This is a genomic window from Kolteria novifilia (assembly GCA_007748055.1).
Taxonomy (GTDB): Bacteria; Planctomycetota; Planctomycetia; order Kolteriales; family Kolteriaceae; genus Kolteria; species Kolteria novifilia.
The window spans coordinates 4,996,527-5,018,104 of record CP036279.1 but is presented as its reverse complement, the minus strand read 5'-3'; the positions used below and the strand labels follow the sequence as shown (position 1 = coordinate 5,018,104).

Sequence of the window (21,578 nt, the reverse complement as noted above, 5' to 3'; positions counted from 1 at the left end):
GGATTGACGATGCACTCGTGGGAGAGGTTCACCGTGAAGATCAAGTGGGCGCTTTGCCTATCGTTTGTCGCGGCCCTGGAAAGCGGGTGTGCCCGACAGGCTCCCTTTGACGCGTGTTGCCTGCCCGCGGTCATCCCGCCGGCGACGGCTTGCTGTCACGAGTCGTACGACCTCGGACCCGAGGTCGGTGGTCCTCATCCCGTCGACTTCTACGTGGGGATGGCGGTCGAACGCAACCCCGACATCCAGGCGGCCCGCAGCGCCGCGCTGGCACTCTCCGACGTCGTTCCCCAAGTGACCGCTCTTGACGATCCGATCCTTTCCAGTGTCGCCTACACCGGTTCGGAATTGAGTCCCCAGACGCTGACCGGACGTGTCGCCAACAGTCTCGCCCTGACGCAGAGCCTTCCGTGGCTGGGCAAGCTGCGACTCGACGGCGACATCGCGACCGAGGATGCCCGGATCGCGCTGGCCTCGCTCGTCGCGACGGAACTGCGCGTGATCGAACGGGTGCGGCTCTCTTACTACGACCTCTACTTCAACCAGCAGGCAGTCGCGATCAGCCGCGAAAGCGAGAAGCTGCTCAAGGACATCACCGACTACGCGGAGATTCGCTATCGCACGGGACAGACAAGTCAGCAGGATGTGCTTCTGGCCCAAGTCGAGCTAAGCCAGCTTCAAGACGAGATCGTCGTCTTCGAACAGAACATCGGGATCGCCCAGGCGGACATCTCCCAACTCCTGGAGCTATCGCCTGACTCGACGATGGAGGCGCTCGATCGTGTCCTCCTGCCGAACGTTCCCAAGCACCTCGACGCGCTCTACGACGCGGCGATCGCCCAACGGCCGGAGCTTCGCGAGCGGCTTCTGGCGATCTTCCGCGATCGCCAATCGGTGGAACGCGCCAAGCTCGACTACTTTCCCGACTTCGATGTCGGGCTGACGTGGAACAATGTCACCGAGGATGGTTCCCTCTCGCCTTTCGCCAACGGTGACGACAATCTCGGCATCGTGGTCGCGATGAACCTGCCGGTCCGCTATCGCAAGCTGAGCGCGGGCGTTCGTGAGGCTCGGCATCGCGTCGCCCAGAGTGTCCGATCCTACGACTCGGCGCGTGACGCGACCCTCGCGAGCGTCCGGCGCCAAATCGTTCAGGCTCGGGCCCTCGAGAAGCAAATCGCGATCTTCGAGAATCGGATCATCCCCGAGGCGAAGCAGACGCTCGAGGTCTCGGCGGCGGACTATCGGGTGGGCAAAGTGGTCTTCGTGCAGCTCATCGACAATTGGACCGATCTGCTCGAATTTCGGGTCCAACTCGCCCGTCTGAAGGCGAATCTGGGGCAAACGCTCGCGACCTTGGAACGTGTGGTGGGTGGGACGATCGCCGATGAGCAAATCTTGGCGGCGACCCTTCCGGCCCCGGAAGATCCAACGGCCAAGCCGAGCAAGTAGCCACTCAAGACTTGATGTTCGGGTGACACTGGCTGCTGGTCGGCCAGTGAGAATTGATGATGGGTTCACAACCCGTGATCTAGCGTTTGGCGCTGCACGAGTCACTCCAGTCATCTCCATCCCCGGCGATGAGAGGGATGGAGATCACCTCGGAGGATGCCCGTACGATCGCACGATCGGATCGTGCGTCGTGCGAACTCCGCTAGTTCTTCGTGACGGTGGCCTTCTTGATCTTCACCGGATTAAGGGGACGATCACCAGGCGCCGTCGGTTGGCCGACGATCTGATCGACCACGTCCATGCCATTCTTGACCTGACCGAAGACGGTGTACTTGCCGTCGAGGAAACGTGGGTCGCCGTGGCAGACGAAGAACTGGCTGCCGGCCGAGTCGGTCGGAGCGGCGCGCGCCATCGAGAGGGCTCCGCGGGTGTGGGGCCGCTGGTTGAATTCCGGCTTCAGGCAGTACCCTGGCCCACCACTTCCATCCCCTTTGGGGCAACCACCCTGGATGACGAAGTTCGGAATCGTGCGATGGAAGTTCAGTCCATCGAAGAAACCGGCGTCGGCGAGGGCGATGAAGCTGCGGACGTGATTGGGCGCGTCCTGCGGGAAGAACTCGATCTCGATGTCGCCCTTGTCGGTTTCGAGCGTCACGAGATAGGTGACCGGCTTCCCGTCTTTATTGAAAACGATCCCGTCCCACTCTTTCTCCACCTTGGCCTTCATGTCCGCGAGCGCCTTGCCGTTGGTCGACTTGACCGGAGGCGTGACGTACGGGGGGCGAGTGGCTTCACTAAAGGAAGTCGGTTCGGCGGCGAGAAGCGGGCTGGCGCACAGAAGCAAGCCCAAGAGTCCAAGCATTGGTCGTTTCACAATCGGTTCCTCGAATTTGTGCAGGCCACGTGAAGTTCGCTCATTGGAGGCGTCGCCGTATGGTAAAGAGGGGGGTAGGCGACGTCAATCCCGCCGACCGGCCCGGGAACGGACAGGAATCGTTCAGAGGATGCTCTCGATGTTAATTGGCGTCACCGGCGGAACCGGGTTCATCGGCCGCTATCTCGTCGAGCGTTTGATCAGCAAGGGACACCGGCTTCGCTGCTGGCGACGGCCCCAAAGTGATCTCAAACCATTCCGCAAGCACGAAGACTCGATCGAGTGGATCGAAGGAGACCTCAGTGACGAGGTGTCGATCGATCAACTGGTCGAGGGGGTCGACGCGGTGGTGCACTCGGCACTCGAGCGCCCCGGAGACAGTTCCTTTCGTCAGGCCAGTCAGGTCGATGTCCTCGCCTTTACCGAGATGAATTTCCTCGGCAGTTTGCGTTTGATGGAGAAGGCGCGACGCCAAAATGTCGACCGGTTCGTGCACGTCTCCACCTGTGCGGTCCACGAGATCATCTTGGAAGACCGCCCGCTCGACGAGGCTCATCCGGTCTGGCCGAAAACTCACTACGGCGCTCACAAAGCTGCTCTGGAAGCCTATGTCGCTTCCTACGGCTACGGCCAGGACTGGCCGATTTGCGCGGTGCGACCCTGTGGCGTCTATGGCGTCGCACGCCCCGTCAAAAACAGCAAGTGGTATGGATTGGTCGGCCGCGTCATGGCTGGCGAGAAGATCTCCACAAAAGAGGGCGGCAAGGAAGTTCACGCCGCCGATGTCGCCAAAGCGATCGAGATTCTTCTGCTCGCGGACAAGGAGGCGGTCACGGGACGGTGTTTCAACTGCTGCGATCAGTACGTCTCCAAGCAACACGTCGCCGAGATCGTCAAACGCCTGACCGATAGCCCTTCGGAGATCGACGATCTCGCCAAGGGCCCGAAGCATCAGATCGTCACGACTCGGCTCGAGGAACTTGGCATGAAGTTCGGAGGGGAGGCCCTCCTTGAAGAGACGATTGGGCGCCTGATCAAGGCGCACGAGAAGAAGGACAAGTCGGAATAGGGGCTCCCCAACCGCTTCGAGTCGAAGTGGACAGGGTAGCGAGGGTGACACGACGTGATGGCATCCCGTTCGACAGACCGGTCTGATCGCGACGAGTCGCCCCTAGCGCTCGGTGACGCGAGTGTCGATTGGCGGATTCGGGCGTTCTCTTGGGGGACGTCCGGGATGTTGCACCTGCTCGCGCTCGTCGTGGTCGCTCCCATGGCCCTGCCCGCGAGCTCTGCCGAGCCCTTGGAGACCGTTCGTCACGTCGGTCTCGTCCGGCTCGAATCGAATCCCGCCGGCGTGTTGAGCGAGTCCAAGGGGAAGAACGCGAGTGACGTCGCGACGCTCGACCCGGCCGATCTGTCCCTTCCCGACGACGACTCGACCAGCGACGCGAGTGCCGCGACGGGCGTACCCAGGACGCTACACCTGGCGCTCAACGCCGATGTCTTGCGGACCGCGCCTAGCGCGAGGGGAACGAGTCGGCTCACGATGCCTTTTCCCGGAAGGGGACGCAAGGGCGCCCCCACGAAGACGAGCTTCTTCGACGTCCAGGCGAGCGGGTCGACCTTCGTCTACGTCATCGATCGCTCCGCGAGCATGATGCGCCGCGATGCGCTCGAGCGGGCAAAACGGGAGCTGATCGCAAGTCTCGGTCTGCTCGATCGCGACGATCGCTTTCAGATCGTGCCCTACAACTCGGAGTTCGAATGGATGCCCGCGGAGAGCGGACGGTGGACGCGCTCGTCCGGCGACGCGATCAAGGGGGCCAAGGAGTATCTGTCGACCGTCGATCCGGATGGAGGGACGGAACATCGCGAGCCGTTGCTCGCGGCGCTGCGTTTGCGACCCGAAGTCGTCTACTTCCTGACCGACGCCGACTTGATGTCCGAGGCGGACGTCGACCGAGTGACGCGGGCCAATCGCAAGAACAAGAGGCCCGCCGTCATTCACGCGATCAGCTTCGGGGAAGGGGAGAGGCCGAGTGACGATCCACCGCTGCGGCGTTTGGCCGCCGAGAACAATGGGACCTACCGCTATGTCGATCTCCTCACGTTCAAGTAGCCTTCCAGGCGTTCTTGGGAGTCTGGCCCTCATCGCGTTGTTGGGGGGGGCCGGGATGACGAGGGCGCAAGCCGAGGAGAGCGTTCGGCGCAGCAACGGCATTCTCTATCAAGGGACCGTCGTTCGTTTCGACGACCGCGGGGTGGTCATCCGCGACAAGAACGGCAAGGAGGAGGAGATTCCCACCGAGGAGATCGTCGAGTTGAACCTCGGTCTGAGCGTGGCCCAGGGACGCGCCGACGTCGCTCTTGCCAACGGCGACTTCACCCAGGCGGCGGAACTCTTCCTGCAGGCGGCACAGGGCGAGTCGCGACCTTGGGCGCTGCGTCGGATCGAGATTGGATTGCTCGACGCGCTGCGCCTCTCGGGGCAACATCTGGAGGCGGCGGAGCTCTTCCTCGAAATCGCCGCGGAACGCGATGATCCGGCATTCATGGCGCGCGCTCCGCTCGTTTGGATTGACGGGACCACCATTGACGAGAAGGCCCTCGAACAAGCTCGGCAATGGCTCGCACCGACCGCCTCGCCGATGCAGCGGCTCTTAGGGGCGAGTTGGCTAGTCGACGGCGCTCGGTCCGCGTCCGCTCGAGAGGCGTTGGACAAGCTTCGCACGCAGCCCGATCGGCGCATCGGTTCGATGGCCCGCGCCCAGTATCTTCGTGCGAGCGCCAATCCGCCGAGCGATGAGGAGTTACGGCAGTTCCACGACTTGATCGAGACCTTGCCGACCGCCGCTCGAAAAGGTCCGCAGTTCGTCTACGCGCAAGCGCTGGAGGCGAACGGCAAACCGGTCGACGCGGCGCTCGCGTATCTTTGGGTGCCGATGGTCTATGACCAAGAGCGGTCGGAGTTGGCGGCGGCTTCGCTCTACCACGCCGCGCGAAACAGCAAGAAGGCGGGACTCAACGCCGACGCGACAAGGCTTCTGGACGAACTCGCGAAGAAGTATCCCGAGAGCCCCTGGGCGGCGAGAGCCGAGAGGGCTAACCATGGGAGCGACGATCCTCGTGACATCGACGGGGACGGCTCGTCGTCGGGCGGGTAGGAAGTTGTTCCGGTTCGCGTGCGACCTTCATTTCACAACGTAGACTGAAAGCACTGGACCATGAATCACTGCGCGGCCTTGGTCCGACGACATCGGGCCGAGGGGCATCAACCAAGGGCACGTTTGATCGTGAGACTCTCCGTGGCGATGGCCCTCATCGCGATCATCGCGCTGCCGGGTGAACTGACGGCCCAGTCCGAACGTAACACCAATAGGCCGTCATCGACGGCTGCGCCGGACGCGGAGAAGGGCGACGGTGACATGCAGCGTGTCGTCAGCACGCCCGAAAACGGGACGTCGGCGACGGTCGGCCTCGACACCGCGGAGACGAGAGAGCGGCCATCGCGTCAGATCTGGGATCTGGTGAAGGCCAGTGGCGGTATCGGTGTGCTCATCTTCCTGCTCAGCATCGCGTTGGTGGCCCTGATCATCGAGAACCTATTTCGGCTTCGTCGCGGCCTCCTTGTGCCATTGGACCTAGTCGAAGAGTTGGAGTCCTGCGTGGAGCGGAATCACTTTGACAAGGCGGAGGAACGTTGTCGCTCGCGTCGTTGTCTGCTCTCGTCGGTCGTTTTGACAGGTTTGCGCGAGATTCCGTTCGGATATCCTGCCGTGGAAAAGTCTCTGGAGGATGCCGCGTCGGAGCAATCGGCGAGCTTGATGCGAAAAGTGGAATACTTTTCGTTGATCGGAAATGTGGCGCCGATGTTGGGACTGCTCGGAACGGTCTACGGCTTGGTGCTCGCGTTCCGCCGGGTGGCGGAGAGCCAGGGCTCCGCGGTGGCCGCCGACTTGGCCGATGGCATCTACTTGGCGTTGATGACGACGGTGATGGGATTGATCGTTTCTATTCCCGCCCTCAGTGCTTACGCTATCTTCCGCGGTCGAATCGAAAAGCTGTCCGCCGAGGCGGCTCTAGCAGCAGAACGCGTTTTTCTACCGTATAAGAGAGCATGGATGCCAAGAGTCATGGAGGAAACAGTTCGCTCGCACGACTCGTAGCAAGTGGCCTCGTTTCGAGGATGGGTGACATTCATCTTGTTTGCAATGAAGTCATCGGCTACAGAGGAAGTTGGACGCGAAACTCTCGGATCGAGCGAACCGTTTGGCATGCTTGTTGCGTCTACTATTGTTGAATGTCTTAATTCCGCCAATCTGAACTTAAGGGACCAATCATGCCCGAAGCCCTTGTTCCCAAGCCGCCAACCGAAACCGTTGCCGATCCGGAAGCTCAGGTGCGTACTCGCGTTCTCGATCAACTCGGGACGCCCCGGGATCTTCATCGCGTTGATGTCCGGCGCTTGTGGGACGATCACTACCGCGTTAACGTTTATCGTGCCTTGGAAGCTGGTCCCTTGTTCGACAAACTGGCGATCACCGACAGTTTTCACGTCGTGGTGACCGGCAGCGACATCCACAGCGAACCGCTGATCCAGCGCCGCTACGGCAACTAGTGATTGGTCAATCGCTAGATCTCGGGGAGCGAGCATCCAACCTGTTCTCACTGGCCGACCAGCGGCCAGTGGCGTCCGGAGGGTTCGGTGGACCGACGAGGCCGCTTGCCCAATTCAACGCCGATGACTCGTGTCGATTCCAGACATGATTGACTTGTCGCCGTGACATTGGTGGAGCGTGCATCTTCTTTTCGCGTTTGAGGCACGTTCCGCGAGTCGACTCATCAACCTCTCTCGCCTGCGGCTGCCCGCATGATCTTCTCTTGCAGATCCCCCGTCTTCTCTGCTTTTCCTGAAAGCTTCCGCCGACCAGTTCGCGTGCCTTTTCCATCTTGGGCACGTTCTTTCTCAGATTGGCAAGAGGTCCCGCGGTTCTCTTTCCGCACACTCACCCGCTTGCTGCTCAATTTTCATGCATTTATGACCCTGATTTACCAGTTCGCCGGGTGTCTTCGCGCCGTTTCCGTCAGTTTTTCGACGCCAGCGAGCGGTGGAGCATTCGATGGCGAGCAAGGTGACCGAACGGGTGGTCCGTGCGCCAAACGCTCCGACGATGATTGTTAAGGATTTGTGAATTCTTCGCTGTCATCCCGCCCCCCCTTTCCATACGGTTTCCTGCGAACGACAATACGCACACGCAAGAGCATGCCTGCGGTTTCGTTTGGGCCGATCACAACGATTTGCGGCGCGCCGTGGCAACGATCAACAACCTCATACGTTCGCTTGGAGATGTGTATCCCATGGCCGTCGATGAAGCACTAAAGGCATCGTGGCTCTCGGCTTACGAGGACCGAGACATCAGTTGGCTTCAGTTTTGCTGGCGGGTGCTTCACGAAGCTTCCGACGACCGCACGCCTTTGCTCGAGAAAGTGAAATACCTCGCGATCATGACCTCGCTGGTCGACGAGTTCTTCATGAAGCGGATCGGGGTGCTCAAGAGGCGTAGTCGCGCCGGATTAGCAGCTCGAATCAACAACGGAGTCACCATCCAGCAGCATCTCAATCACCTGCGCGAACTCGTGATTCCGATTCTCGATCGGCAAGCGGAGGTCTTCGAGCAAGACGTCCGCCCGGAGTTGGCTCGTCATGGCATCCTCGTTCATCGATGCTGGAACGACTTGACCGACGATCAGCGGCGCGAAGCGAGCGAGTTCTTTCACCGCTCCGTCTTCCCGATGCTGACGCCGCTCGCCGTCGATCCGGGGCACCCGTTCCCGTTCCTGGCGAACCTCTCGACGTCGTTGGGCGTGGTGCTCAAGGCGCCCAACTCCCCCGAGGAGATGTTCGCTCGGGTCAAGGTGCCCGACTCGATTTCCAACTGGATCAGCCTTTCCAGCGACACCAACGAGGGCCAGTTCTGCTTCATCAGCCTGCACGAAATCATCCGGCACAATCTGCAGAGCCTTTTTCCGGGCATGGAGGTTGTGGACGCGGTGCTCTTTCGGGTCTCACGCAACGCCGACGTCGAGGTCGACGAGGATGAAGCGGACAGCCTCCGCGATGCGATCGCCGAGGAAGTTCAGCAGCGCCGCTTCGAGCCGATCATTCGCCTACAGCATCAGCCGAGCGCCAACAAGTGGGTGCTCGAGTTCCTCATTCGGCAGTTCGGGCTCTCCGAGTCGGACGTCTACGAGTCGCCGAGCGAGCTCGATTTCCAGGGACTCTTCGCGGTGGCTGGATTGGGCGTGCCCGAACTAAGCGATGAGCCGTGGGTGCCGGTCACGTCCCCCTCGTTCGCCGACGACGAAGTCGACATGTTCAGCGTGATTCGCAACGGCGACGTGCTCGTTCACCACCCCTACGAGAGTTTTGACACCAGCGTCGAGCGGTTTATTCGGACCGCTTCCGAGGATCCGGATGTCCGCGCGATCAAAATGACAATCTACCGCGTCGGGGACGACACGCCCTTTGTGCGATCCCTGATTCGGGCGGCCGAAGCGGGCAAGCAAGTCGCGTGTCTCGTCGAAGTGAAGGCGCGTTTCGACGAGGAGACGAATCTCCGCTGGGCGCAGGCCCTCGAGAAGGTCGGCGTTCACGTCGTCTACGGCATCGTCGGTCTCAAGACCCACACCAAGCTCGCTCTGGTCGTCCGCGAGGACCCCGACGGGCTCCGCTGCTACGCTCACATCGGGACGGGCAACTACCACGTGAAGACCGCGAAGCTCTATGTCGACCTCGGGCTCTTCACCGCGGATCCCGAGATCACCGACGATGTCGTCAACGTCTTCCACTACCTCACGGGGCGCTCGCTCAAGGACGACTACAACCAACTTCTGGTCGCTCCCTCGACGATGCGGACTCGCTTCCTCGAGATGATCGATCGCGAGATCGAGCATGCCGAGCAAGGCCGACCCGCGCGGTTCATCGCGAAGATGAATCAACTGGAAGATCCCGACATGTGCCAAGCGATCGTCAAGGGGTCGCAAGCGGGTGTCCAGATCGACCTGTTCGTCCGTGGCTTCTGCTGCTTGCGTCCCGGCGTCGAGGGAGCGACCGAAAACGTCCGGATCACCTCGATTATCGGGCGATTCCTGGAGCATTCGCGCATCTTTTGGTTCCAAAACGGTGCCGAAGATCCCCTAGAAGGGGACTTTTTCATCGGATCGGCCGACTGGATGAACCGCAATTTGAGCGGTCGCGTCGAAGCGGTGACGCCCGTCAAGGTCCGCCAGCTTCGCGAGCGGCTCTGGAGCATCCTCGACATCATGTTGAACGATCACCGGCAGGCTTGGGAGATGCGGTCCGATGGGAGCTACGTCCAACGCGCGCCCTCGCCCGATGCCGAAGGCCCTTACCTGCTGGGCACTCACAAGTCACTGATGGACCTGGCACGTTCCAAGCACTAGTCGTCCGTCCGATTCGCCCCCGTTGAACAACGGGGGCGATCGACCACTTCGTGAAGTTATCAATCAAAGGTCGAGGGTACTTCGCACGCTCTCGACCAGTCTCTCGATCCCGCCGGTTTGCCGATTTCATGGTCTAAGGCATTCATTTTCAGGAAGTTGCGTCCTGTATCGCGTTATTTTGGTTAATCAAAATCATTGTCTTGGCCGTATTGAATTGTGAAGACGCCAAGGAACAAGCACGATGAGTGCTCGGCGCCGGCTCGCTCTCGCGAGGAGGTGTACCATGAACTGGACAGAATTTTTCACGATCATCACGTCGGAGCAACAGGAACGAATCAATCGCCGTGGCGCGAACGACAAGGGGTTCGCCGACAGTCGGTTGGAGTGGACGGCTCGCGACGGCCAACAACAGGGCAAGGACAAAAGAAATCCCGTTCCCTTCTCCGGTCTCGGCGGGGATGGAGGATTTCTCTGGATGAACGAAGACGATCCCACGAACCCAGGCTCGATGCTCTCATCGTGGGAATCGCATTCGCGCGTCCAATGACATGCCTCTTGCCGGCCCGATGGCGTGACCGCGCGCAAGTTTCCCTCTTGGGACGCGGTCACGCCATCCTTTTCTTTGAACCTACGTCGAGCAAGCCACCGACGCGGAGCGAACCGGTCAACGACTGCTTGGAACTGGATCACCCATCCGCCTCGGGTGTCGCCTCGCCCCAGTGTGTTCGATTGTGGATCTCCGATTCCCCCGGACCGCGCGGAATCGTGAGGACGTTCCACTCCTCGCCCGTGAGGACGCGAGCCAACAAGACGATCTGACCGATGTGAAAGCTCGTGTGGGCCAGACTCCGAAGCACGGCATGCTCGAGCGTCAGCTTCTCGCCTCGAATCACCACCGAGCGATCCAGATCGTCGATGGACAGCGACGAGAGCGTGGCGACCACCAACTCGAAGGCACCGTTCCAGCGCCGCGTCAACTCCGACCGCTCCCAACTCTGATCGACGAACTCGTCATCGCGGCGACGGTTGGGCTTTTCCCCATCGGTCGTGAGTGGGTCGGTCCAACGACTCGCCAAATTCCCCGCGATGTGTTGCACGATGACCGCGAGGGAATTGGTGTGTTCGTCCAATGGTTGATGAAGCTTCTGTTCGTCGACCTGCGCGAGTGCTCGTTCGGCGAGGTCCTTCTGGTGGACGAACTCACCAAGGGCGCTGGTCAGCCAAGGGGCGGCGGCGGTAGGCAGAGGTTGCATGAGCGTGCTCCGGAGTGGGATGGGCGAGCTTCTTCACAAGAGACTTGGTTTCGCTTGTGTCGTCTCGCACGACGTATCATACAGCAGTAGGAAGCTGGACGGAGACGCTGGATAAAGCCCGAGGTTCAAGCAGACCGTGGAACGATTCGAAGCCGGCTGCGAACGGGCCTCTCGACCAAACGCTGCGTCGAAGATATTTCGACAACATGAAGGGTTCGCCTTCGTTTCTTCGCCTTCATCTTGGCCGACAAAGCTGGTTCTCGCCTTGGCCCGTCTATGTCAACAGCCTGCTACCCCAGGCGATTTCGGAGTTCGCGACGATGCTGCTGGCCATTCTCTTGCGAGTCATCCAGAACCTTCTGGGCTACTTGTCGATCGTGATCGGCTTGATCTTGTTGGTGACCCCCGGGCCGGGGATCGTCTTTCTGCTTCTTGGGATGGCGCTCGCCGATTGGCCGGCAAAGAAGCGGTTCTTCACGTGGTTGCAACGTTTTGCTTGGTTTCGAACCGCGGACGAGTGGGTTCATCGCAAGTGGGGCTTTCACTTGCCCGGAAACCTTCCCGAAGAGTCTCGCCAAGGGAAGGGGGGCGAGTCCGCCTCCGTCGAGCCGGTTTCGGCGATGGACGAAAGATAGCCAACTTCCGAGCAATGGTGTCAGGCGGCCGCTTTCCAACCGCGATCGGGCCAGCGTTCGTGGAGGACTTTCAGTTCTTCTTGGGCGATTCCGTGGCGACAGCGAGGCCCCGACGGGCCGGAAGCGAGATCGATGAGCAGCGAGCGACAGAAACGATCGGGGTGAGTGACCAAGCGATGGGGGTCGAGTCGAAAGGGGGCGAGATGATCGGCCTCTCCCGAAGTCACCACCTCTTGTAGCCAAACGATCCTGGCTCGAGTGACTGGATCGAACGACTCCATGCCGATGTCCTCCCCGCGCGGAGTAGTGCGGGGGAAGCTTTGCTCGATTGGACTTTCGTGTCAACCACGAACGTCGGAAGTCCGGCTTCCGTCGAGTCGACGCTCTCCATCGCTTTCCATTCTCCAACAATTTTCCGATCGCCAAGGCCTCGTCCGACTGACAAAGGGCAATCCGATTGCCAAGGGGCCGTCCGATCGCTCCCCCTTGTCCAAGGGGGAGAAGGGGGGTCTCTTCCTTCCGTCCTCTCCCGCAATCGGACGGCTCTAGTTGTTGGCCAACCGAGGTGGAGTGGCCCCAAGAGGCTTGGAAGACGCGGGCACCAGACGCAGGTAAGGGCGCTCTCGTTGGTGGCTCTTGTTCGCTGTGCGAACCCAGATTGGCGAGCAATCTGGGGCACCCCATGAGGCGACGACCGACCCCCCTCTTTCCCCCCTTGGACAAGGGGGGACGGAAGAGGTTTCCCTTGGACAAAGGGGGGACGGAAGAGATCTTCTCTTGGACAAACACGGAGAAGGAGGGGATCTCTTCCTTCCGTCATCTCCCGCAATCGGACGGCTCCCGTTGTTGGCCAACCGAGGTGGAGTGGCCCCAAGAGGCTTGGAAGACGCGGGCACCAGACGCAGGTAAGGGCGCTCTCGTTGGTGGCTCTTGTTCGCTGCGCGAACCCAGATTGGCGAGCAATCTGGGGCACCCCATGAGGCGACGACCGACCCCCCTCTTTCCCCCCTTGGACAAGGGGGGACGGAAGAGGTTTCCCTTGGACAAAGGGGGGACGGAAGAGATCTTCTCTTGGACAAACACGGAGAAGGAGGGGATCTCTTCCTTCCGTCATCTCCCGCAATCGGACGGCTCTAGTTGTTGGCCAACCGAGGTGGAGTGGCCCCAAGAGGCTTGGAAGACGCGGGCACCAGACGCAGGTAAGGGCGCTCTCGTTGGTGGCTCTTGTTCGCTGCGCGAACCCAGATTGGCGAGCAATCTGGGGCACCCCATGAGGCGACGACCGACCCCCCTCTTTCCCCCCTTGGACAAGGGGGGACGGAAGAGATCTTTCCTTGGAAGAGGGGGATGGAAGAAGATTCGCTTGGACGAGTGGGAAGCTCGGCGGGCTGCGTCGAACGAAGCGACAAGCGGCTAGATTCCCTCGGGGCCGCGCTCGCCGGTTCGGATGCGAATGCAGTCGTCGATCGGAAGGACGAAGATCTTGCCGTCGCCCACCTGTCCCTTCTCGCCGGCGCGGCTTCCGGAAAGGATCGCCTCGATTGTCCGCTCGACGTAGTCGTCGTTGACCGCGATCTGGAGTTCGACCTTGCGGAGGAGGTTGGACGTAAAGTCCTTCCCTCGAAAGACCTGGGTTCTCCCTTTCTGGCGTCCGAATCCCTGCACGTCGACGACGGTCAGACGAAAGACCTCGACCTTGGTGAGGGCGTCCTTGACCGCTTCGAGACGGGTCGGCTGGATGATCGCGATGATCAGCTTCACGTCGATTCCTAAGTCGATGGTTGGATGACAGATAGGTTCGCACGACCGAGATCGTGTCGACCCTGAGTAGTTGTTCTAGGCGTCCGCGCCCGTTTCCGGCAAGAGATCCCCGGGGTGCGGTGGTCCGTCCGCCGATGCCCAAGAGTGGGATTGATGCGGGTTCCCGGAGAAGCTATCTCTCCGTTCGCTCGATTTCGGGCCCTCGTCGCCAGTCGACGACGCCCACTCCACCGGCAACTTGGCAGGAACCACCATGACGGCGATTCTGGGAATCTCGGCGTTTTACCACGACTCCGCGGCCGCGCTGTTGGTCGATGGAGAACTCGTCGCCGCCGCCCAAGAGGAACGCTTCACGCGCAAGAAACACGACGAGAGCTTTCCGCGTCACGCGATCGACTATTGCCTTCAGACGGCCGGGATTACTCCCGAGGAACTCGACTGGGTCGCCTTCTACGAGAAGCCGCTGTGCAAGTTCGAGCGACTTCTCGAGACGTACTTGGCGTACGCTCCGGCCGGATTTCGATCCTTTCGCAAAGCCATCCCGCTTTGGTTGACCAAGAAGCTCCATCTGCGCCGGGAACTGCGCGAGGGGCTCGATGGCCGGTACGACGGTCGGTTTGTCTTCACCGATCACCACGAGTCGCATGCGGCGAGCGCGTACTTTCCTTCGCCCTTCAAGGAGGCCGCGCTTGTCACCATCGATGGCGTTGGCGAATGGTCGACGACTTGTCTCGGCGTCGGAAAGGGCAACAAGATTGAACTGCGCGAGGAGATCCGCTTCCCGCACTCGCTCGGCTTGCTCTACTCCGCGTTCACCTACTACACCGGCTTCAAGGTCAACAGCGGCGAGTACAAGCTAATGGGGTTGGCTCCCTACGGACGCCCCATCTACCGTGACTTGATCCTCGATCACTTGATCGACCTCAAGGAGGATGGCTCCTTTCGCTTGGACATGGACTACTTCAACTACTGCCAAGGTCTGACGATGACCTCGGCGAAGTTCCATCAACTCTTCGGCGGCGAGCCCCGCAAGCCCGAGTCACGCGTCACCGAGCGGGAGATGGATCTCGCGGCCTCGGTCCAGGCGGTGACCGAAGAAGTGATTCTACGGCTCTCGCGCTATGCCCATTCGCGGACGGGCCAGAAGAACCTCGTGCTCGCTGGTGGCGTCGCTCTCAATTGCGTCGCCAACGGCCGGCTCTTGCGCGAGGGGCCCTTCGAGAAGATCTGGATCCAGCCCGCCGCGGGCGATGCGGGAGGGGCGTTGGGCGCCGCGCTCTTCACTTGGCATCAACTCCTCGAGAAGCCACGAGCGAAAGGTCCGTTCGAGGGGATGGACACGCAGCGCGGTTCCTTTCTCGGTCCCGACTTCTCCGATGACGAGATCGTGCACACCCTCGACGAGCGGGGTGCGGTCTACACCACCGCGGCCTCGGAAGAGCATCTTTGCGATGAGGTCTCCTCGCTGCTGGCCGGAGGCAATGTCGTCGGATGGTTCCAGGGGCGAATGGAGTTTGGACCGCGAGCCCTCGGTTCGCGAAGCATCCTTGGCGATGCCCGCGACGAAGCGATGCAAAGTGTCATGAATCTCAAGATCAAGTTTCGCGAGTCGTTTCGACCCTTCGCGCCGATCGTGCTTCGGGAGCACGTCGACGAGTTCTTCGAATGGTCTCCCGAACACGAGAGCCCCTACATGCTCTTGGTCGGGCACGTTCGCGAACGCCTGCGTCACGAGTTGACGCCCGAGCAGGAAGCCGCGTTCGGGATCGAGAAGCTGAAAGCCGCCCGCTCGACCATTCCCGCGGTGACACACGTCGACTACTCGGCACGTGTTCAGACCGTCGACCGGGTTCGGCATCCGCTGCTGCATCAACTGATGACGCGGTTTCACGAACGGACCGGCTGTCCCGTGTTGATCAACACGAGCTTCAACGTTCGCAGTGAACCAATCGTCTGCACGCCGGAGGACGCCTACCGCTGTTTCATGGCAACCGACATGGACGTGTTGATTCTCGGGCGGCACGTGTTGCGCAAGAGCGACCAGAACGAGACGATGTCCTCGCACGATCGCGAGGCGCACCTGGCTCGCTTTGAACTCGACTGACTCGCGAACGACGGCTAGGAGAAGCGTGGTGAAGCTTATCGGAATGAATTGGAGCCCGAACGATCGCCAACTGAGACAGTTTGGTCTGATCGCGGCGGTTGCCCTTCCGCTGATCGCCTGGCTCTGGGGTGGCGGAAGTGGATGGATCGTCGCTGGCGGCGCTGTCGGAACCGCGTTGGCGGCCATCGGTTGGTTGGCGCCGCGCGCGCTCAAGCCTCTCTTTCTTGGTCTCTCGCTGGTGACGCTTCCGATCGGACTGGTCGTGGGCGAACTGGTCCTCGCGGCGATCTACTTCGGGCTCTTCATGCCGATCGCGATTCTCTTTCGTCTTGTCGGCCGGGACGCCTTGGAGCGGAGAATCGACCGGTCGGCGACGACTTACTGGCAACCGAAGAAGCGGCCCGCCGGCCCCGCAAGTTACTTCAATCAGTGGTGATCGGGTTGCCATCACTCGCGACCGAAGCCATTTACGATCGACATGAAGGAGCCATTCGGCATGGACGTCGAACAGACCGATTTTGAGCAGGCCGCCCAAGCTCAGCAACCGTCCCTCGCGGCCGAATTCGTCTACTTTCTTCGCGACAACAAGAAGTGGTGGCTCTTACCCATTCTTGTCGTTTTCGGCATGGTCGGCTTGCTGGCCCTCTTCGCCGGAACGGGCGCCGCTCCCTTCATCTACACGCTCTTTTGAGCCGATCCTCGGAGCGTCGTTCACTTGGCGAATCGCGGCGGGTCGGGATTTCTTCCCACGAACTGGGCCTGATCTTCGTATCTTCTTGTGCCGGCGGCGGTTGTTGATCGCCGGAACGCAAGGGGACTCAGTGGCATGTCGGACGAGTCTGTTCGGACTCGTGAGATCCGCTATTGGATCGACCGAATGCGGGACGGAGACGATTCCGCACGCGAGCAACTTCTTCACGTCGCCTGCGACCGACTTGAGCAGTTAAGTCGGCGTCTGCTCTCTCGTTTTGCGCGAGTTCGCCGTTGGGAAGAGACCGCGGACGTGCGGCAGAGCGCGTCGCTGCGCCTCTACCGCACCCTCAAGGAGATCACTCCCGAGTCTCCTCAAGAGTTCTACCGCCTCGCCGCGCTGAACATTCGTCGCGAACTGCTCGACTTGGCGAAGAAACACTACGGTCCTCTCGGCCAAGGTGCCCATCACGAAACGTGGTCCGAAGACTCGGGTGCCGCCAACGCGGCTCCGGCCCTCCGCTCGGCGCCGGCTCGCGAGGATGTCGGCAACATCGTCGACTGGGGCGAGTTCCACGAGCAAGTGCAACTTCTACCCGACGACGAGCGCGAGGTATTCGATCTTCTCTGGTACGGCGGGTTGGGACAGAGCGAGGCGGCACGGATCCTGGACGTCTCGGAGCGGACGGTGAAACGACGTTGGCAGTCGGCGCGGATCCGTCTCTACGATTCGCTTCACGGCGAATTGCCCGAACCTTAGCTGTCCGTTGATCGAACAGTCCGTTGATTTAAGCGGGCTGCTGGATCGCTCGGTGAGAGCCGACTTGGACGGATTGGTGTCGGCGGTAGCGTCGGCACGGTTCGGAGTGCCAGAGTTTGCCCGCATGGCCACTTGACCATACGCGTGAAGCCCCTGGCAGACTGTTAGAGGTGGTCGTTCTTCAATGATTGGAGGCGGTCGATCGGCGTCGCGTTTCGACCTCAGGTCACTCCTGAACGTCCGAAACGTCGGCCCGGTGCGAGTCTCCGTTCACGCAACGAGGGTTGGGGCATGTCATGAACGCCGAACGTCCGACAACGGACCACGACGCATTGCTCGATAGTCTCCTTTTCAAGTGGGAGGAAGCCGAGCAAGCCGGCCATCCGACGTCTCTCGAGGAACTCTGCGATGGCGATGAAGGGCTCGTCGTCGAACTACGGCGACGGCTCGAAGTCCTCCGAAAGATGGACGCCCTTCTCGAAGTGACGACCACCAACCACAGAGGGGACTCGGGTTGGCACGACCTCCGCCAACCGTCGGCCCCACCTCCGGACATTCCCGGCTTCGTCATGGAGCGGGAACTGGGGCGAGGCGGCATGGGGGTCGTCTACGCCGCGCGCCAGACCGACCTCAACCGGACCGTGGCGCTCAAGATCATCGTCGCGGGTGTCTACGCGAGTGCTCGCGAACGGTTCCGTTTCCGCGCGGAAGCGGAGGCGGTCGCCCGACTCAACCATCCCGGCATCGTGCAAATCTTCTCGATCGGTGATCACGAGGGCATTCCCTACATCTGCCTAGAGTACATCCCGGGCGGTAGTCTCGGCACGTGGATGACGGGGCAACCGCTGCCGGTGAGGGTTGCGATTCGTTTCGGCCAATTGCTCGCGACCGCGATCGGTCATGCTCATCGTCGCGGCATCGTCCATCGCGACCTGAAGCCAGCCAACGTGCTGCTCGCCTTGGAAGAGGATGGCAGCCTCGAGACATGTCACCCCAAGATCACCGATTTCTCGATCGCGCGCAAGCTCGATGGGTCGCAGAACCTGACCGGGTCGGGTCACCTCGTTGGCAGTCCCGCCTACATGGCTCCCGAGCAAGCAATCGGAAAACAGGGGCAGATCGGCCCCGCGACCGACATCCATGGTCTCGGTTTGATTCTCTTTGAAATGCTCACCGCGCGGACGCCCTTCGTCGCCGACAGCGAGTACGAACTCCTCAAGCAACTCGTCGATGAGCCCGCGCCGTCGCCGTCGCGCTACCGGCCGGAGGTTCCACGTTGGCTCGACGAGATTTGCCAGCGCTGTCTCGCCAAGGACCCGTCCGATCGATTCGCCAGCGCGGCGGATCTCGCGAACGCCCTCTCGAGTGGAGGGTGGGAAGAGTCCCTTCTCGAGCGGCGTTCGCCCGCGCGTCGTTCCCGCATGTCGCGCCGGGCCGCGATCGGCATGGGGATCGCCGGAACCTTTGGGCTGGCGACGATGGCCTACCGCCAGTCTGAGGGCTTTCCGAGTCGAGCGAATATGGCCGTCACCGCGGAGGTCGAGCCGATTCGGGTCGGCGTTCTCCACTCCCTCACCGGCCCGATGGCCGTTAGCGAACAGACCGCGATCGACGGGACCCTGCTCGCGATCGACGAGATCAACCAAGCTGGGGGGATTCTCGGCAGAGAGCTCGAGCCGGTGGTCGAAGATGGTCGCTCCCAACCCGAGGTCTTCGCGACGAAGGCGCGCAAACTCATCGCGGAGGATCGAGTCGACGTCGTCTTTGGGGGGTGGACCTCCGCGAGCCGCAAGGCGATGATCCCCGTCATTGACGAGTCGGATCACCTGTTGGTTTATCCCGTCGGGTTCGAGGGGCTGGAGCACTCGCCCCGAGTCCTCTACACCGGAACGGCGCCGAACCAGGAGATCATCCCCGCCGTGGAGTGGTGCTACGCGAACTTGCGGAAGAAACGCTTCTTCCTCGTCGGGTCCGACCAAGTCTATTCCCACGTCTGCAATGAGATCATCAAGGAGGAGATCGTGGATCTGGGAGGGACGATCGTCGGGGAGGAGTATCTACCCTACGAGAGCACGGACGTGACGGAGATCGTCGAGAAGATCAAGTCATCGGGCGCGGACGTCATCCTCAACACGATGAACACGAACGCCAACGTTCCTTTCTTCAAGGCTCTGCGCGCGGCGGGCGTGAATTCCGACGACGTGCCGACCCTATCGTTCAGCTCGTCGCCGCAGGATTTGTTGCGGCTCGACCCCGACCTCTTGTCGGGAGACTACGTGGCTGCCTCGTACATCCAGTCGATCGATAGCGAACGGAACCGGGAGTTTCTCAACCGGTTGCACAAGAGATTGGGCAATCACCGAATCGCGACCGACGTGCTTGAATCGGCATACGTTGGAGTCCATCTTTGGGCGCTGGCGGCGAAGGAGGCCGCGAGTGTGGAACCGTCGCGGGTCCGCGGGAAACTTGCCCATCAGGAGTTCGATGCTCCTGGAGGTCGGGTGACGATCGCCGACACGGAGCTGAACACCAGCAAGCACGCGCGGGTGGCCCAGTTCAATGATCAGGGAGGGCTCGATCTGGTCTGGAGTTCGGTCAACCCGATCGACCCGGCCGACTTTCCAGCGACCCGGACCCAAGCCCAATGGGAAGCCTTCATCGGCGAACTCTATCGCAAGTGGGGAAACCGTTGGGTCAACGCTCCGAGGTAGACGTGGTGTCCGCCACGGAGCCCCGCTTGATCCGGTCACCGGAGGACCTCGAGCCCTCGGTTCAGACGCGAATCCAACGCTCCAAGACATGATTGCTTCCTCTCGGGCTCGCGAGTTCCAGTGGACGAACGGCAATGCCGACGGGGACGTAACAGAGGGCAAGCCGGTCCCTGGTGATCTCGGCGACGCCGTGGAACTGTCCCACCACCGTGTTCTCTCGAGTCGCGGTGAAGTCGATCAGCGCGGGTAACTGCATCGCGTTTAGCGAGAAGTCGGCTTGCAGGTACTCGTCGCCAAGGGTGCGAATCATTCGCGTTCCGGAGACCATGAGCAAGTTGCCGCCGATCTGATCGTCGTCGACCGGCTCGCCGTCCACGAGGGAGGATGAGAGCCTCCACGTTCCACGAAGGGTGGCGAGCGCTCGATGGCGAAGCCAGTGCGAGTAGTGAGTTTGAGCAGGCTGAAGCTGCGTCATGGGGAGTCCTCCATCAAGGGGAACCAACTTGCTGAACACGCTGGCGGGCGTTGTCGCCGCCTCTTCAATGGGTTCAGCGAGCGAGGTCTCCCGGAGGGGCCACGATTTCCCGCGATTTTGTCGGACAGGCATGGGAGCGAGCTATATTCACGCAACGAGAGGCATTCGGGTTCCGCTTGGGCGAGCCCTTGTCGTTCCCTTGCATGGGGCGGCTTTTGGGTCGAGCCAGCGCCTTTGTCGCAAAGATCCCGATCACGTCGTGAAGGGGTGAGATGTTGGATTCGGATAACAACGTCGTTGACCATCTGAAGAATTTGAAGGCGGGGAGCGACGACGCGGCCCGCGCCCTGTGGGAGCGTTACGCCGGCCGGCTACAACGGTTGGCCGATCGCCGCCTGGGGGCCATTCCGCGCCGCGCTTCCGACGAGGAAGACGTGGTGGTCAGCGCGTTCAACAGTTTCTGCCGCCGCGCGGTGGGGGGGAAGTTTCCACAGCTTGAGACGCCTGAGGATCTTTGGAAGCTTCTCGCGACGATCACCGCCAGAAAGGCGGCGTCGCATCGGGAACGAGAGCAGGCGCGCAAGAGAGGAGGGGGAGTGGTGCGTTCGGAGTCCGCATTCGATCACGCCCGCCCGGATTCGGATCGCTCGCGCGGGATTGAGAATGTTTCCGATCGGCAACTGCCGCCGGATCGCCGGGTCGAGCTTGCCGAGCAGTTCGATACCTTGTTGGATCGACTCCAGGATCCGGTCCTGCGGCGGATCGCCCTCTTCAAGCTGGCGGGCTATCGCAACGACGAGATCGCCAGCGAACTCGACGTCTCCCTCTCCAGCGTCGAACGCAAGCTTCGTTGCATCCGTCTGGTCTGGTCGAACGACTTCCTTCTCGACTGACCTCTTCATGTCACTCCGCCAGCCGATCGACGTTCCCCGGAGTGGGGACGCGTTTCCGCTACGTCGCCGCGGGCTGATGGATCGTCAGCATCGCGGAGAGGTAGAGGATGCCCAAGAGATGCAACAGCACCACGAGCACGCCGACGCCGATTAGGGTCTGATGGGAACTCTCAAGCTGCTTCATCGGCCGACAGGTGGCGCGCGCGATCATCTTCATCGCAACCCCACAGACCCAACTCCAATGCAACATCACGTGAATCAAGACCATCACGCCGAAGGCGAAAAGAATGCGAAAGTGAAGCGCCGCCCAGGCGGGCTTGTCGAATCCCCATAGGGTCCAGCCGATCGCCCTCGAGCCTGAGGGGAAGAGGAACTCGAGAACCGCCGCTGTCCACAAGACGACGAGAAAAACGATCGCGAGGAGAATGTCGAGGACAAAATTGATGGTGGTCTTGGACATCCGAGGAGCCTTGGTTACACTACGTCTTCTGATAGTCACTTAAGTC

Annotated in this window: 21 protein-coding genes; 15 read left to right on the top strand and 6 right to left on the bottom strand. The window is 61.2% G+C overall.

The features are described from left to right. Positions 1 to 33: 33 nt before the first annotated feature. Positions 34 to 1,452 (top strand): TolC family protein, encoded by a 1,419-nt coding sequence (locus Pan216_RS18480; protein WP_419192697.1) that lies wholly within the window; start codon positions 34 to 36, stop codon positions 1,450 to 1,452. 202 nt (positions 1,453 to 1,654) lie between these two features. Here the strand turns inward: Pan216_RS18480 and Pan216_RS18475 are convergent, their stop codons facing one another. Continuing rightward, on the bottom strand, positions 1,655 to 2,326 hold the full coding sequence (locus Pan216_RS18475) for a peptidylprolyl isomerase (RefSeq protein ID WP_419192696.1): 672 nt from the start codon (positions 2,324 to 2,326) through the stop codon (positions 1,655 to 1,657). Positions 2,327 to 2,465: 139 nt separating this feature from the next. On the opposite strand from Pan216_RS18475, the gene Pan216_RS18470 reads away from it, so the two are divergent. The 7 genes from Pan216_RS18470 to Pan216_RS18440 all read left to right on the top strand — a co-directional run bounded on the left by Pan216_RS18470 (position 2,466) and on the right by Pan216_RS18440 (position 10,337). Beyond that, a complete protein-coding gene (locus Pan216_RS18470) occupies positions 2,466 to 3,395 on the top strand; it encodes an NAD-dependent epimerase/dehydratase family protein (protein ID WP_145260146.1) in 930 nt (309 codons plus the stop codon). Between the two features lie 165 nt (positions 3,396 to 3,560). After that, the gene (locus Pan216_RS18465) at positions 3,561 to 4,445 is read left to right on the top strand and encodes a vWA domain-containing protein (RefSeq protein WP_419192695.1); all 885 of its coding nucleotides are present in this window, start codon (positions 3,561 to 3,563) and stop codon (positions 4,443 to 4,445) included. Between the two features lie 55 nt (positions 4,446 to 4,500). Next, positions 4,501 to 5,490, top strand: a complete 990-nt coding sequence (locus tag Pan216_RS18460; RefSeq protein WP_145260142.1) for a tetratricopeptide repeat protein — start codon at positions 4,501 to 4,503, stop codon at positions 5,488 to 5,490. 129 nt (positions 5,491 to 5,619) lie between these two features. Next, positions 5,620 to 6,492, top strand: coding sequence for a MotA/TolQ/ExbB proton channel family protein (locus Pan216_RS18455; RefSeq protein WP_419192694.1), 873 nt, complete (start codon positions 5,620 to 5,622; stop codon positions 6,490 to 6,492). A gap of 173 nt (positions 6,493 to 6,665) precedes the next feature. Further along, positions 6,666 to 6,944, top strand: a complete 279-nt coding sequence (locus tag Pan216_RS18450; RefSeq protein WP_145260138.1) for a hypothetical protein — start codon at positions 6,666 to 6,668, stop codon at positions 6,942 to 6,944. A 740-nt stretch (positions 6,945 to 7,684) separates the two neighbouring features. Beyond that, positions 7,685 to 9,790: a polyphosphate kinase 1 gene (gene ppk1 / locus Pan216_RS18445; protein WP_145260137.1), complete on the top strand. Its 2,106-nt coding sequence runs from the start codon at positions 7,685 to 7,687 to the stop codon at positions 9,788 to 9,790. Between the two features lie 283 nt (positions 9,791 to 10,073). Further along, a complete protein-coding gene (locus Pan216_RS18440; RefSeq protein ID WP_145260135.1) occupies positions 10,074 to 10,337 on the top strand; it encodes a hypothetical protein in 264 nt (87 codons plus the stop codon). Positions 10,338 to 10,476: 139 nt separating this feature from the next. Here the strand turns inward: Pan216_RS18440 and Pan216_RS18435 are convergent, their stop codons facing one another. Further along, positions 10,477 to 11,043: a DUF1572 family protein gene (locus tag Pan216_RS18435; RefSeq protein WP_145260133.1), complete on the bottom strand. Its 567-nt coding sequence runs from the start codon at positions 11,041 to 11,043 to the stop codon at positions 10,477 to 10,479. Between the two features lie 206 nt (positions 11,044 to 11,249). Here Pan216_RS18435 and Pan216_RS18430 point away from each other — a divergent pair, with 206 nt between their 5' ends. Then, complete coding sequence (locus tag Pan216_RS18430) at positions 11,250 to 11,678, top strand: PGPGW domain-containing protein (RefSeq protein WP_145260131.1); 429 nt, start codon at positions 11,250 to 11,252, stop codon at positions 11,676 to 11,678. A 20-nt stretch (positions 11,679 to 11,698) separates the two neighbouring features. Here Pan216_RS18430 and Pan216_RS18425 read toward each other — a convergent pair whose 3' ends face one another. Together Pan216_RS18425 and Pan216_RS18420 are read right to left on the bottom strand one after the other, a co-directional pair. Beyond that, positions 11,699 to 11,959 (bottom strand): hypothetical protein, encoded by a 261-nt coding sequence (locus tag Pan216_RS18425; protein WP_145260130.1) that lies wholly within the window; start codon positions 11,957 to 11,959, stop codon positions 11,699 to 11,701. A 1,132-nt stretch (positions 11,960 to 13,091) separates the two neighbouring features. Then, positions 13,092 to 13,439 (bottom strand): P-II family nitrogen regulator, encoded by a 348-nt coding sequence (locus Pan216_RS18420; protein ID WP_145260128.1) that lies wholly within the window; start codon positions 13,437 to 13,439, stop codon positions 13,092 to 13,094. Between the two features lie 253 nt (positions 13,440 to 13,692). On the opposite strand from Pan216_RS18420, the gene Pan216_RS18415 reads away from it, so the two are divergent. From Pan216_RS18415 to Pan216_RS18395, 5 genes are all read left to right on the top strand, one after another. Beyond that, entirely contained in the window at positions 13,693 to 15,543 is a 1,851-nt protein-coding gene (locus tag Pan216_RS18415) for a carbamoyltransferase family protein (protein ID WP_145260126.1), read from the top strand. Between the two features lie 25 nt (positions 15,544 to 15,568). Continuing rightward, positions 15,569 to 15,979 (top strand): SxtJ family membrane protein, encoded by a 411-nt coding sequence (locus Pan216_RS18410; protein WP_145260125.1) that lies wholly within the window; start codon positions 15,569 to 15,571, stop codon positions 15,977 to 15,979. A 60-nt stretch (positions 15,980 to 16,039) separates the two neighbouring features. Next, a complete protein-coding gene (locus Pan216_RS18405; protein ID WP_419192693.1) occupies positions 16,040 to 16,234 on the top strand; it encodes a DUF5989 family protein in 195 nt (64 codons plus the stop codon). A gap of 135 nt (positions 16,235 to 16,369) precedes the next feature. Further along, positions 16,370 to 16,993: a sigma-70 family RNA polymerase sigma factor gene (locus Pan216_RS18400; protein WP_145260121.1), complete on the top strand. Its 624-nt coding sequence runs from the start codon at positions 16,370 to 16,372 to the stop codon at positions 16,991 to 16,993. A gap of 296 nt (positions 16,994 to 17,289) precedes the next feature. Continuing rightward, a complete protein-coding gene (locus tag Pan216_RS18395; RefSeq protein WP_145260119.1) occupies positions 17,290 to 19,704 on the top strand; it encodes a transporter substrate-binding protein in 2,415 nt (804 codons plus the stop codon). 61 nt (positions 19,705 to 19,765) lie between these two features. Here Pan216_RS18395 and Pan216_RS18390 read toward each other — a convergent pair whose 3' ends face one another. Then, the gene (locus Pan216_RS18390; protein WP_145260117.1) at positions 19,766 to 20,179 is read right to left on the bottom strand and encodes a hypothetical protein; all 414 of its coding nucleotides are present in this window, start codon (positions 20,177 to 20,179) and stop codon (positions 19,766 to 19,768) included. A 272-nt stretch (positions 20,180 to 20,451) separates the two neighbouring features. Between Pan216_RS18390 and Pan216_RS18385 the strand changes: the two genes are divergently transcribed. Then, positions 20,452 to 21,072 (top strand): ECF-type sigma factor, encoded by a 621-nt coding sequence (locus Pan216_RS18385; protein ID WP_145260115.1) that lies wholly within the window; start codon positions 20,452 to 20,454, stop codon positions 21,070 to 21,072. A 58-nt stretch (positions 21,073 to 21,130) separates the two neighbouring features. On the opposite strand, the gene Pan216_RS18380 is transcribed toward Pan216_RS18385, so the two are convergent. Continuing rightward, a complete protein-coding gene (locus tag Pan216_RS18380; protein WP_145260113.1) occupies positions 21,131 to 21,532 on the bottom strand; it encodes a DUF4405 domain-containing protein in 402 nt (133 codons plus the stop codon). Positions 21,533 to 21,578: the final 46 nt, after the last annotated feature.

Coding starts and splice junctions, on each gene's coding strand:
- Pan216_RS18470 (WP_145260146.1), top strand. CDS start 2,466: ATGTTAATTGGCGTCACCGGCGGAACCGGGTTCATCGGCCGCTATCTC.
- Pan216_RS18465 (WP_419192695.1), top strand. CDS start 3,561: ATGTTGCACCTGCTCGCGCTCGTCGTGGTCGCTCCCATGGCCCTGCCC.
- Pan216_RS18460 (WP_145260142.1), top strand. CDS start 4,501: ATGACGAGGGCGCAAGCCGAGGAGAGCGTTCGGCGCAGCAACGGCATT.
- Pan216_RS18450 (WP_145260138.1), top strand. CDS start 6,666: ATGCCCGAAGCCCTTGTTCCCAAGCCGCCAACCGAAACCGTTGCCGAT.
- ppk1 (WP_145260137.1), top strand. CDS start 7,685: ATGGCCGTCGATGAAGCACTAAAGGCATCGTGGCTCTCGGCTTACGAG.
- Pan216_RS18440 (WP_145260135.1), top strand. CDS start 10,074: ATGAACTGGACAGAATTTTTCACGATCATCACGTCGGAGCAACAGGAA.
- Pan216_RS18435 (WP_145260133.1), bottom strand. CDS start 11,043: ATGCAACCTCTGCCTACCGCCGCCGCCCCTTGGCTGACCAGCGCCCTT.
- Pan216_RS18430 (WP_145260131.1), top strand. CDS start 11,250: ATGAAGGGTTCGCCTTCGTTTCTTCGCCTTCATCTTGGCCGACAAAGC.
- Pan216_RS18425 (WP_145260130.1), bottom strand. CDS start 11,959: ATGGAGTCGTTCGATCCAGTCACTCGAGCCAGGATCGTTTGGCTACAA.
- Pan216_RS18415 (WP_145260126.1), top strand. CDS start 13,693: ATGACGGCGATTCTGGGAATCTCGGCGTTTTACCACGACTCCGCGGCC.
- Pan216_RS18405 (WP_419192693.1), top strand. CDS start 16,040: ATGGACGTCGAACAGACCGATTTTGAGCAGGCCGCCCAAGCTCAGCAA.
- Pan216_RS18400 (WP_145260121.1), top strand. CDS start 16,370: ATGTCGGACGAGTCTGTTCGGACTCGTGAGATCCGCTATTGGATCGAC.
- Pan216_RS18395 (WP_145260119.1), top strand. CDS start 17,290: ATGAACGCCGAACGTCCGACAACGGACCACGACGCATTGCTCGATAGT.
- Pan216_RS18390 (WP_145260117.1), bottom strand. CDS start 20,179: ATGACGCAGCTTCAGCCTGCTCAAACTCACTACTCGCACTGGCTTCGC.
- Pan216_RS18385 (WP_145260115.1), top strand. CDS start 20,452: ATGTTGGATTCGGATAACAACGTCGTTGACCATCTGAAGAATTTGAAG.
- Pan216_RS18380 (WP_145260113.1), bottom strand. CDS start 21,532: ATGTCCAAGACCACCATCAATTTTGTCCTCGACATTCTCCTCGCGATC.